Below are 11,124 nucleotides of genomic sequence, written 5' to 3'. Positions count from 1 at the left end.
ACATCTCGTTGATTGACCAGAAACGGCTGTCGGACGGCACTGACTGCTCCCGCATGGACAGGGAGCGCAGACAGCGGGAAAGCCTGTCGACAGACGCTTGAATGATAACGCCCAAAACAGGCATTGTACGGTTTTACAGCCACTTGAGTCTGTACGAAAACACACCAGATCCACTTCAGACGGTTCCGCAAGACGGAACACGCTTTCACCTTCACTGACGATGTTCAATTTGAGCATGCATTGCGTTTTGTGACAAAGGCTTATGGCGTGTTTCTGTCAACGGTCTGCAACTTGAGCGGCCACGCGACCGTTGCGAGGCTCACGCCCTACCGCATGCACAAGGTACGCGCCATAATGACAACCGCTTGTGACCACGCCTGTCGCACAGAGTTGCACACACAGACAGGTGCGCCCTCCCCTTCCGCAAAGTTGTGATGCCATGCTGACCTGGTTGACCCGCAACAGCCTCGATTTTCCCCCACTGGAAAAAGCCCTCCGTGAACCCAACGGTCTACTTGCCGCAGGCGGAGACTTGTCGGCCGATCGCCTGATCAGCGCTTATCGACATGGCTGCTTTCCCTGGTTTCAGGACGGTCAGCCGATTCTCTGGTGGTCTCCCGATCCGCGCACCGTGCTGTTTCCTGAAGAACTCCATGTCTCGCGAAGCCTCGGCAAGGTTCTGCGCCAGTCGCGCTATCGGGTGACCTTCGATCAGGATTTTGCCAGCGTGATCAAGGCCTGCGCTGCGCCTCGAAGCTACGCCAACGAAACCTGGATAACCGGCTCGATGCAGGCGGCCTACGTTGAGTTGCACCGCCGTGGCCACGCGCACAGCGTCGAGGTCTGGGATCAGGATGAACTGGTCGGCGGGCTGTACGGCCTGGCAATGGGCCAGCTGTTTTTCGGCGAGTCGATGTTCAGCCGGGCAGACAACGCCTCGAAAGTCGGCTTTGCCACGCTGGTAGAGCATTTGACTGACTGGGGATTTGTGTTGATCGATTGCCAGATGCCCACTCAACATTTGCACAGCTTCGGCGCGCGCGCCATTCCTCGGCAGACGTTCGCCGATTACCTGTCCCGCCATCTGGACCAGCCGACCGACGCCAACTGGTCAGCTAGGCGAGTTTGACAGGCTGGCATACACTCATGGGTAAGGATTCACCATTAGGCGACGACCATGACAGAGCTGGCGAGGCTGAAGTTTTATGCCACTCAACCGCACACGTGCAGTTACCTGCCCGAAGAGCAGGCGACGACCCTGTTTCTGGACCCCAGCCAGCCAATGGATGTACAGGTCTATGCCGACCTGTCGGACATGGGTTTTCGCCGCAGCGGTGATCACCTCTATCGCCCGCACTGCCAGAACTGCAGCGCCTGTGTGCCCGCACGCATTCCGGTGAGCCTCTTCGTCCCCGACCGCCAGCAAAAACGCATTCTGAAACGCAATGCCGACATTCAGGTGCAAAGCGCCAAACCAGTGTTCACTCAGGAATATTTCGATCTTTATCGGCGTTATATTGAACAACGGCACGCTGACGGCGACATGTTCCCGCCAAGTCGCGAGCAATTTTCGACCTTTCTGGTCCGCGACCTGCCCTTTTCGCGCTTTTACGAATTTCGTGTCGATCAACGCCTGTTGGCAGTTGCCGTCACCGACCTGCTGCCCAACGGGCTTTCAGCGGTCTATACGTTCTACGAACCCGATGAAGAACGCCGCAGTCTGGGCCGTTACGCGATTTTGTGGCAGATCGCCGAAGCTGCCAGGCTGCAACTGCAGGCGGTGTACCTCGGCTACTGGATCAAGAACTGCAAAAAGATGAATTACAAGACCCAATATCGCCCCATCGAGCTGCTCACCAATCAAAGATGGGTCACTCTGTATTGAACCCCTTGGCTTAAACTGGTTTTTTCGGGCACAATGCACGCCGCTTTTGCCTGGCGCCACTTGCACCGGGCCACTCATTTGTATACCGAGGGCTTTACTGCATGTCGAAAGAAGACAGCTTCGAAATGGAAGGCACTGTCGTCGACACCCTGCCCAACACCATGTTTCGCGTGGAGTTGGAAAACGGGCACGTCGTAACCGCGCATATCTCCGGCAAGATGCGCAAGAATTACATCCGTATTCTGACCGGTGACAAAGTGCGCGTAGAGCTGACGCCCTATGACCTGAGCAAAGGGCGCATCACCTACCGCGCTCGCTAAACAGGCATTAACGAAAACGCCCGGCATAAGCCGGGCGTTTTTGTATGCCTGTTTTTTACAGTCGATGTCCTCGGCCTGCCCCGCATCCATCAATGATGCGGGGCGAGGCGTCGGCTATCAGGCCATTTCTGCCGTGGTTTCGAAATCGAAGGTGATCTCGCCATCCTTGATATCGATGTGCACCACGCCGCCATGTTCTGACAGTTCGCCGAACAGAATCTCTTCGGCGAGAGGCCGTTTGATCTTGTCCTGAATCAGGCGAGCCATCGGTCTGGCACCCATTGCCGCATCGTAACCACCCTGCGCCAGCCAGCTTCTCGCCGCCTCGGACACTTCGAGCAGTACGCGCTTGTCTTCCAGTTGGGCCTGAAGTTCGGTGAGGAACTTGTCGACCACGCTCTTGATGACTTCGTGGCTGAGGCGACCAAACTGAATGATGGTATCCAGACGGTTGCGGAACTCCGGCGTGAAGCTCTTCTTGATCACTTCCATCGCGTCAGACGAGTGGTCCTGATGCGTGAAACCGATCGAAGCGCGCGCAGCAGACTCGGCCCCGGCGTTGGTGGTCATGATCACGATCACATTGCGGAAATCCGCCTTGCGCCCGTTGTTGTCGGTCAGCGTACCGTGGTCCATCACCTGCAGGAGCAGATTGAAGACTTCCGGGTGAGCCTTTTCGATTTCATCGAGCAACAGCACGCAATGCGGCTGGCGGGTAATGGCCTCGGTCAGCAGACCGCCCTGGTCGAAACCGACATAGCCCGGAGGCGCACCGATAAGACGGGAAACGGTATGCCGTTCCATGTACTCGGACATGTCGAAACGGATCAACTCGACACCCAGTGCCTTGGCCAGCTGACGAGCCGCCTCGGTCTTGCCGACGCCCGTAGGACCGGCGAACAGGAACGAACCGACCGGTTTGTCAGGCGACTTGAGACCTGCGCGAGACAGCTTGATCGCCGTCGACAACGAGTCAATGGCCGCATCCTGCCCGAACACCGTGAGTTTGAGATCGCGCTCCAGGTTACGCAGCAGTTCCTTATCGGAGCTATTGACGTGTTTTGGCGGAATACGCGCGATCTTGGCAACGATGTCTTCAACCTCGGGCACATCGATACGTTTAGCGCGCTTTTCGACCGGCTGCAGACGCTGGTAGGCACCCGCTTCATCAATCACGTCAATGGCCTTGTCAGGCATATGACGGTCGTTGATGTAGCGCGATGCAAGTTCTGCGGCAGCGCGCAGGGCTTCGTCGCTGTATTCGATGCTGTGATGCTGCTCGAAACGGCTTTTCAGGCCACGCAGAATACCGATGGTGTCCTCGACCGAAGGCTCGGACACATCGACTTTCTGGAAACGACGCGCCAAGGCACGATCCTTCTCGAAAATCCCGCGAAACTCCTGGAAGGTGGTCGAACCGATGCAACGGATCTCGCCGGAGGACAGCAACGGCTTGAGCAGATTGGAAGCATCCATTACCCCGCCGGAAGCTGCGCCAGCACCGATGATCGTGTGGATTTCGTCAATGAACAGGATCGCCTGAGGACGCTTGCGCAGTTCGTTGAGCAACGCCTTGAAGCGCTTCTCGAAATCGCCGCGGTATTTCGTCCCGGCCAGCAACGCACCCAGGTCGAGCGAGTAGACGACGCTATTGGCAAGCAGGTCAGGTACCTGATTGTCGACGATGCGCTTGGCCAGACCTTCAGCGATGGCCGTTTTACCGACACCCGCTTCACCGACCAGCAAAGGGTTGTTCTTGCGACGACGAGCCAGAATCTGTGCCACCCGCTCGACTTCGCTTTCGCGGCCGACCAGTGGATCGATGCGCCCCTGACGTGCCAACTCGTTCAGATTGCTGGCATAGGCATCCAGAGGATTGCCTGAGGAAGATGCTTCACCGCCCTCGTCGTCCTGCATATCCTGTTCACCTTCAGAAGAGTGTTCGCCGTGCCCTGGCACCTTGGAGATACCGTGGGCGATGTAGTTGACGACATCGATCCGGGCCACGCTCTGCTGTTTGAGCAGAAATACGGCCTGGCTTTCCTGCTCACTGAAAATCGCGACCAGCACGTTGGCGCCGGTCACTTCGCGCTTGCCTGAGCTCTGCACGTGGAAGACTGCCCGCTGCAGCACGCGCTGGAACCCGAGCGTCGGTTGTGTCTCGCGGTCCTCGTCATGAACGGGGATCAGCGGAGTGGTGGAGTCGATGAACTCCTGCAGATCATGCTTGAGTTTATCGAGGTTTGCGCCGCAGGCACGCAGGACAGTGGCTGCAGCCTCATTATCCAATAGAGCCAGCAGGAGATGCTCGACCGTCATGAACTCATGACGCTTCGAACGTGCCTCCTTGAAGGCAAGATTGAGGGTGACTTCGAGCTCACGGTTTAACATAGCTTCACCTCATACCCAAGTGGTCGGCGTTTAACCGTCCTTCTCGATCTCACAGAGTAGCGGATGCTGGCTCTCCCTGGCGTATTGATTGACCTGCATTGCCTTGGTCTCGGCGATGTCACGGGTAAACAATCCGCAGACTGCCCGTCCCTCTGTATGGACGGCCAGCATGACTTTGGTGGCCAGCTCACGATTCAGGTTAAAAAACACCTCGAGTACTTCTACGACGAAATCCATCGGGGTGTAGTCATCGTTGAATAAAACCACCTTGTACATCGGTGGCGCCTGCAGGGCCGGCTTGGCGTCCTGCACCGCAATGCCCGCCGAGTCGTCCTCGTGCGACTGCGGATCATCCTGATTGAATGTTAGTCGAATCTTGCTGAATGCATGCATGGAAAGAAATGTTCGTTTGAGGGCGGATTGAGCAATTTAGTCGCAGTCTGGGCGGTTTTTAAATGGGCTGCCACATGACCTTGACTATCAGCTAAACGGTGTTACAAACAATAGAGCCCACATTGGGTAAAAAGGGTCCGCGCAGTCAACCAAAATTTTTTGGGTGAGCAGCGGATTGAAGTGGATGATACTCCTGACGGAGTCCTTTGCAGAGGGAGATGGTAATGATTGAAGGAAAAGTCAAGTGGTTCAACAATGCAAAAGGGTTTGGGTTCATAAACGCTGAAGGCAATGACGAGGATCTGTTCGCTCATTTCTCGGCCATCGAAATGGACGGTTACAAAACTCTAAAGGCTGGCCAGAAAGTCAGATTTGAAGTCGCCCAAGGTCCAAAAGGGCTTCATGCTGTAAAAATCAAAGGCCTGGAAGATAAAAAGCTGGATCCGGCAAAAGAAACACATCCGCTGCACCAGCAGGACCACGCTCACGCGGACGCCTGATACTCATGTTGAAAAAGTGATTGGATCTATAGCGGCAGCCATCAGAGCCAGCCGAATCAATAGAAACATGCAATGAGCTTTGCCGGACACGTAAAAAGACAGGGACATTGGTCTGTTTATATCCGTCACGCTCCACAGGGTGTCGAATTAGCGGTTATTGCACCGCGGATACCCAGACTCCAATCCAGAACGTTCCGTTCGTCTACCCCAAGTCGTCCTGAACAACGAAAATCCGCCCTCACCATCTGCCCCCCCCGCCTCAAGGCGTGCCAGCCCCCACATGCCAACCATTCCAGACAGCTGCCTGGAGGACTGCGCGTTCGACCAACGGCGGATATTCATTTTTCGATAGCTCGCATAGCATTAATGCTTGGTGCCAATGGTTTGATATACTCGCGCCGTGACCGCAGAGTCATCAAGGCCGACCCGTCCGAATTCTGACCCTCGGCCTTCCTTATGCGTCGGGCTGCTACCTGACCCGACAGCTTGACGCTCGACTGATGCACCCAACATCACCGCGAATAAACCTCGACCTGGCTCATGGCCGAACCGTGGGCAAGCGCGCTTAGAATGCGCGTATCGAGATTTTGTGCATGCTCAGCAAAAGAGAGTTAATACGAATGTCCAACCGCTCGAAGATCATCTACACCTTCACCGACGAAGCTCCGGCCCTCGCCACCTACTCCCTGCTGCCTATTATCGAAGCGTTCACGGCAACCTCTGATATCGACGTGGAAACACGCGACATTTCTCTGGCGGGCCGTGTTCTTTCCAGCTTCCCGGAATTGCTTGCCGACAAAAAAGTGCCGGATCATCTCGCCGAGCTGGGCAAACTGGCCACTACGCCAGAGGCCAATATCATCAAGCTGCCTAACATCAGCGCCTCGGTCCCGCAATTGAAGGCGACCATCAAGGAGCTTCAGAATCAGGGCTACAACATTCCTGACTACCCTGAAAACCCTGCCACTGACGCGGAAAAAGAAACCCGCGCACGCTACGACAAGACCAAGGGCAGCGCCGTGAACCCGGTTCTGCGCGAAGGCAACTCCGATCGCCGCGCCCCGCTGTCGGTCAAGAACTACGCGCGCAAGCACCCGCACAAGATGGGCGCCTGGTCAGCTGACTCCAAGGCTCACGTTGCACACATGAGCAACGGCGACTTCTACGGCAGCGAAAAAGCTGCCGAGATCGCAGCCGATAACACCGTCAAGATCGAACTCGTCGCCCAGGACGGCACCACCACCGTCCTGAAGGAAAAAACCTCCGTCAAGGCGGGCGAAGTCGTCGACTGCTCGGTCATGAGCGCCAAGGCCCTGCGCAGTTTCATTGCTGCCGAAATCGAAGACGCTCGCAAGCAGGGCGTTCTGTTTTCGGTGCACTTGAAAGCCACCATGATGAAGATCTCCGATCCGATCATGTTCGGCCAGATCGTCGACGAGTTCTACAAGGACGCGCTGACCAAGCACGCCGATACGCTCAAGCAGATCGGCTTCAGCCTGAACAACGGCATCGGCGACCTGTACGAACGCATCACTGCCCTGCCCGCTGACAAGCAGGCAGAAATCAAGGCTGACATCGAAGCGGTCTACGCCGTTCGTCCACAGCTGGCGATGGTCAATTCCGACAAGGGCATCACCAACCTGCACGTGCCGAGCGACGTCATCGTCGACGCCTCGATGCCGGCAATGATTCGTGACTCCGGCAAGATGTGGGGCACAGACGGTCAGTTGCACGATGCCAAGGCGGTCATTCCGGATCGCTGCTACGCCACCATCTATCAGGCAGTCATCGAAGACTGCAAGAAAAATGGCGCATTCGACCCGACCACCATGGGCAGCGTACCGAACGTCGGTTTGATGGCTCAGAAGGCCGAAGAGTATGGCTCCCACGACAAGACGTTCCACATTCAGACCAACGGCGTGGTTCGCGTAACCGACAGCCAGGGCAACCTGCTGATGGAACAGAACGTCGAAGCCGGCGATATCTGGCGCATGTGCCAGGCCAAGGACGCACCGATCCAGGATTGGGTGAAACTGGCCGTCAACCGTGCCCGCGCCAGCAACACCCCGGCTATCTTCTGGCTGGACTCGTCCCGCGCCCACGACAGCGTGATGATCGAGAAAGTGCGCAAGTACCTGGGCGACCATGACACGTCGGGCCTGGATATCCAGATCCTGTCACCTGTCGACGCGATGAAGCTGACCCTGGAACGCACGCGCGCAGGCAAGGACACCATTTCGGTGACCGGCAACGTTCTGCGCGACTACCTGACTGACCTGTTCCCGATCATGGAACTGGGCACCAGCGCGAAGATGCTGTCTATCGTTCCGCTGATGAACGGCGGCGGTCTGTTCGAAACCGGCGCTGGTGGTTCGGCTCCGAAACACGTGCAGCAGTTCGTCGAGGAAAACTTCCTGCGCTGGGATTCGCTGGGCGAATTCCTGGCGCTGGCAGCGTCCCTCGAGCATCTTGGCCATGCCTACAACAATCCGAAAGCGTTGGTTCTGTCCAAGACCCTCGACCAGGCCACTGGCGAGTTCCTGGACCGCAACAAGTCGCCTTCGCGCAAGGTAGGCGGTATCGACAACCGCGGCAGCCACTTCTACCTGACCCTGTTCTGGGCTCAGGCACTGGCTGCTCAGAACGACGATGCAGACCTCAAGGCGCAGTTCGCACCTCTGGCCAAGACCCTGACCGACAACGAAGAAAAAATCGTTGCCGAGCTGAACGCCGTTCAGGGCAAGCCGGTGGATATTGGTGGCTACTACTTCCCTAACCCGGAAGTCACCAGCAAGGCCATGCGCCCGAGCGCCACGCTCAACGCGGCCATCGCCGCGCTGTAAGAGGCAATCCGAGGCGGTGCATAAAAAATGCACCGTCTCACAAAAAAATCCCCGGCCTGTTGTCGGGGATTTTTTTATCCATGAAAAATTTCAGCTACCTGAGTAAGCGCGGGCGCCAGGGAGATGCTCGCTCAAGCACACCATTTATCCCTTCAGCTTTTCAGTGTGCGCGAAAGAAAGTCGCGAATGTATTCGGCGACCTCAGGCGCGTGTGTTTCCAATGCAAAGTGCCCTGCATCCAGCAGATGCACTTCAGCAGCCGGGACGTCCTTGCGATAAGCATGCGCGCCAGGCGGTATGAACGCAGGATCGTGCTTGCCCCAGACCGCCAGCAAGGGAGGCTGATATTTGCGCAAGTATTCCTGAAACGAGGGGTAAGCCGCTACGTTACTGCGGTAGTCAAGAATCAGGTCAAGCTGGATCTCCTCTGCGCCCGGCCGCGCCATATACATAATGTCGAGGTTGTAGCCATCGGGAGAAAGCTTTTCAGGATCGGCTCCCGTACCATATTGCCAGTCCCGGATGACTTGCGGTGACAACGAGGCGCGACAGGCTTCGCGATTGGCTGCCGAAGGCTCGCGCCAATAGGCTTGCCACGGGCCCCATTGATCGCTGAATCCTTCCAGGTAGGCGTTGCCGTTCTGACTGATGATTGCAGTAACCTTTTCCGGGTTCGCCGCTGCGAGCCGCAAACCTGTCGGTGCGCCATAGTCGAATAGGTATAACACGTATTTCTTCAGGCCCAGTGCCTCGGTGAAGCGCTCGATCACCTTGTAAAGGTTTTCGAATGTGTAATCGAACTGCCCGCGCGGTGGAGCCTTGGTATTACCGAATCCAGGCAGGTCGGGAGCGATCAGGCGGTACTGACTCGCCAGCAAGGGCATCAGGTCGCGAAACATGTGGCTGGAACTCGGAAAACCATGAAGCAACAGAAGCACCGGGGCGTCCTTAGCTCCGACTTCGCGATAGAACACATTGACGTCTCCTACCTGCTGAGTGTGAAACGTCACGCGGAAGGCATCATCAATGTTCATTGCATTTTCCCTGGATAGAGGTTTATTGCTTGCAGAAGCGGCGCTCACCAACGACGCCCCGAGAGCAGAAGCAGCGCCTAACGCTGACGCTTGTAAAACCTTGCGCCGACTGACACCGGATGCGGCATTTTCAGCGTCGGCTGAACCGAAATTTTTCATAGAAGAGTCTGACCGGGCTGGATGAATGAGTCGCCATCCTAATCATTGCGCACAGACTGCAGAATCACCGCAAAAATCAATTCACCATTTCAGATTATGAAATGCTGTTAGGATTTCGCATCTCTCGTGGCAAGCAGGCAGCCTATGGACCGTATTCAGGAAATGACGCTTTTTGCCGCACTTGCCGAGCAAACCAGTTTTGCCGGGGTGGCCCGCCACTTTGGCCTGTCGACCGCTACGGTAACCCGGGCTGTCGCGAGCCTGGAGAGCCGCCTGGGCATCCTTCTGGTGGTGCGCACTACTCGCAATATGCGGCTCACCGAGGCGGGCCAGCGCTTCGCCGCTGATTGCCGTCGATTGCTTGCCGACCTTGATGAGGCTGAAAGCGCGGCAGGCGGCTTGCATGCGTTGCCAGGCGGCCTGCTGACGGTCACCGCACCTCAGATGTTCGGCGCGCTGCATGTCGTGCCCGTAATGACGAGCTTTCTCGAGCGGTTTCCGGCCGTGGACATCCGTGCCATTCTGGTCGACAGGGTAGTGTCCATGCTCGATGAGGGCGTCGACGTGGCGGTCAGGATCGGCACCCTGCCCGATTCGTCTCTTACCGCAATCCCGACAGGTAGCGTGCGGCGCATGGTTTGCGCCTCCCCTGCCTACCTCGAAAAGCATGGAGCCCCGCAGCATCCCGACGATTTGCGACAGCATTCCACAGTTTCAACCACCACCGCCGAACGCTCGCCTCACTGGCTTTTCCGGATCGATGACAAGAATTATTCAGTAGACGTCGCCTCAAGACTCAGTCTGACGTCTTATCAGGCGGCGATCAGCGCTGCGTTACAGGGCTGGGGACTGACCCAGGTGCCGTACTATCAGATACGCGAGCACCTGCAGGAAGGCAGGCTCAAGTGTGTTCTGGAGACGTTCGAAATAATCCCGGAACCGGTTCACGTTGTTTACCTGGAGGGCCGTCGTCGCTCATCCAAAGTGCGAGCCTTTGTGGACTTCTGCGTCAGCGCCCTGAGGCATGATCTGCAGTTCGAGCAACAATAAGCTGTTACGGCTGACTCAATCCCCAGCAAAGAGACCATTATCATGACCTGGCAAGCCCACGTTACCGTCGCCACCATCGTCGAAGATCAAGGCCGCTTTCTGTTCGTCGAAGAAATCAAAGGCGGACGCGCCGTACTCAACCAACCCGCCGGGCACCTCGACCCGAACGAGAGCCTGCAACGCGCTGCAGTGCGTGAAACCCTGGAAGAAACCGGCTGGGACGTCGAATTGACTAGCGTGGTGGGCATCTACCTGTACACCGCACCGAGCAATGGCGTGACCTACCAGCGAATCTGCTTTGCCGCCAAGGCCCTGCGCCACCATCCGGAATATCAACTCGATGAAGGCATCGTCGGCGCAGTCTGGCTGACTCGCGATGAACTGGTAGCCCAGCAGGAGCGCTGGCGCAGCGAGCTGGTATTGCGCTGCCTGGACGACTACCTCGATGGTGAACATTTCAGTCTCGACCTGCTGCGCGACAAGGCGTGAGACTCGACGCCCTCAGCCTGATAGAATCGCGTCCTTTTACAGGTCAGCCGTTGAATCCCC

The 11,124-nt window shown here is 57.0% G+C and carries 10 protein-coding genes; 7 read left to right on the top strand and 3 right to left on the bottom strand.

From position 1 onward, the window contains the following. The first annotated feature begins 439 nt into the window (after window positions 1-439). The 3 genes from aat (at window position 440) to infA (ending at window position 2,205) form a co-directional block, all read left to right on the top strand. Window positions 440-1,129 (top strand): leucyl/phenylalanyl-tRNA--protein transferase, encoded by a 690-nt coding sequence (gene aat, locus JOE29_RS09240; RefSeq protein ID WP_024648659.1) that lies wholly within the window; start codon window positions 440-442, stop codon window positions 1,127-1,129. Between the two features lie 48 nt (window positions 1,130-1,177). Next, on the top strand, window positions 1,178-1,885 hold the full coding sequence (locus tag JOE29_RS09235; RefSeq protein ID WP_003317953.1) for an arginyltransferase: 708 nt from the start codon (window positions 1,178-1,180) through the stop codon (window positions 1,883-1,885). Between the two features lie 101 nt (window positions 1,886-1,986). Next, the gene (gene infA, locus JOE29_RS09230) at window positions 1,987-2,205 is read left to right on the top strand and encodes a translation initiation factor IF-1 (protein WP_002553999.1); all 219 of its coding nucleotides are present in this window, start codon (window positions 1,987-1,989) and stop codon (window positions 2,203-2,205) included. A gap of 117 nt (window positions 2,206-2,322) precedes the next feature. Here the strand turns inward: infA and clpA are convergent, their stop codons facing one another. Then, on the bottom strand, window positions 2,323-4,596 hold the full coding sequence (gene clpA, locus JOE29_RS09225) for an ATP-dependent Clp protease ATP-binding subunit ClpA (RefSeq protein WP_003317954.1): 2,274 nt from the start codon (window positions 4,594-4,596) through the stop codon (window positions 2,323-2,325). A gap of 30 nt (window positions 4,597-4,626) precedes the next feature. Further along, a complete protein-coding gene (gene clpS / locus JOE29_RS09220; protein ID WP_003317955.1) occupies window positions 4,627-4,989 on the bottom strand; it encodes an ATP-dependent Clp protease adapter ClpS in 363 nt (120 codons plus the stop codon). A gap of 224 nt (window positions 4,990-5,213) precedes the next feature. Here clpS and cspD point away from each other — a divergent pair, with 224 nt between their 5' ends. Both cspD and JOE29_RS09210 read left to right on the top strand, forming a co-directional pair. Beyond that, window positions 5,214-5,489, top strand: a complete 276-nt coding sequence (cspD, locus tag JOE29_RS09215) for a cold shock domain-containing protein CspD (protein WP_003317956.1) — start codon at window positions 5,214-5,216, stop codon at window positions 5,487-5,489. Window positions 5,490-6,109: 620 nt separating this feature from the next. After that, on the top strand, window positions 6,110-8,332 hold the full coding sequence (locus tag JOE29_RS09210) for an NADP-dependent isocitrate dehydrogenase (RefSeq protein ID WP_003395699.1): 2,223 nt from the start codon (window positions 6,110-6,112) through the stop codon (window positions 8,330-8,332). Between the two features lie 152 nt (window positions 8,333-8,484). On the opposite strand, the gene JOE29_RS09205 is transcribed toward JOE29_RS09210, so the two are convergent. After that, a complete protein-coding gene (locus tag JOE29_RS09205) occupies window positions 8,485-9,366 on the bottom strand; it encodes an alpha/beta hydrolase (protein WP_210080007.1) in 882 nt (293 codons plus the stop codon). Between the two features lie 303 nt (window positions 9,367-9,669). On the opposite strand from JOE29_RS09205, the gene JOE29_RS09200 reads away from it, so the two are divergent. Together JOE29_RS09200 and JOE29_RS09195 are read left to right on the top strand one after the other, a co-directional pair. After that, window positions 9,670-10,575, top strand: a complete 906-nt coding sequence (locus tag JOE29_RS09200; protein ID WP_017278765.1) for a LysR family transcriptional regulator — start codon at window positions 9,670-9,672, stop codon at window positions 10,573-10,575. A 42-nt stretch (window positions 10,576-10,617) separates the two neighbouring features. Continuing rightward, window positions 10,618-11,064 (top strand): NUDIX hydrolase, encoded by a 447-nt coding sequence (locus JOE29_RS09195; protein ID WP_003317959.1) that lies wholly within the window; start codon window positions 10,618-10,620, stop codon window positions 11,062-11,064. Window positions 11,065-11,124 lie beyond the last annotated feature (60 nt).

The sequence above is a fragment of the Pseudomonas sp. PvP009 genome, assembly GCF_017832995.1.
GTDB classification, from domain to species: Bacteria; Pseudomonadota; Gammaproteobacteria; order Pseudomonadales; family Pseudomonadaceae; genus Aquipseudomonas; species Aquipseudomonas syringae.
This window is presented reverse-complemented; position numbering and strand designations above follow the sequence as displayed.

Excerpts from the sequence above, each read along its gene's own strand:
- JOE29_RS09195 (WP_003317959.1), top strand. The coding sequence starts at position 10,618 with ATGACCTGGCAAGCCCACGTTACCGTCGCCACCATCGTCGAAGATCAA.
- clpA (WP_003317954.1), bottom strand. The coding sequence starts at position 4,596 with ATGTTAAACCGTGAGCTCGAAGTCACCCTCAATCTTGCCTTCAAGGAG.
- aat (WP_024648659.1), top strand. The coding sequence starts at position 440 with ATGCTGACCTGGTTGACCCGCAACAGCCTCGATTTTCCCCCACTGGAA.
- clpS (WP_003317955.1), bottom strand. The coding sequence starts at position 4,989 with ATGCATGCATTCAGCAAGATTCGACTAACATTCAATCAGGATGATCCG.
- infA (WP_002553999.1), top strand. The coding sequence starts at position 1,987 with ATGTCGAAAGAAGACAGCTTCGAAATGGAAGGCACTGTCGTCGACACC.
- JOE29_RS09205 (WP_210080007.1), bottom strand. The coding sequence starts at position 9,366 with ATGAACATTGATGATGCCTTCCGCGTGACGTTTCACACTCAGCAGGTA.
- cspD (WP_003317956.1), top strand. The coding sequence starts at position 5,214 with ATGATTGAAGGAAAAGTCAAGTGGTTCAACAATGCAAAAGGGTTTGGG.
- JOE29_RS09210 (WP_003395699.1), top strand. The coding sequence starts at position 6,110 with ATGTCCAACCGCTCGAAGATCATCTACACCTTCACCGACGAAGCTCCG.
- JOE29_RS09235 (WP_003317953.1), top strand. The coding sequence starts at position 1,178 with ATGACAGAGCTGGCGAGGCTGAAGTTTTATGCCACTCAACCGCACACG.
- JOE29_RS09200 (WP_017278765.1), top strand. The coding sequence starts at position 9,670 with ATGGACCGTATTCAGGAAATGACGCTTTTTGCCGCACTTGCCGAGCAA.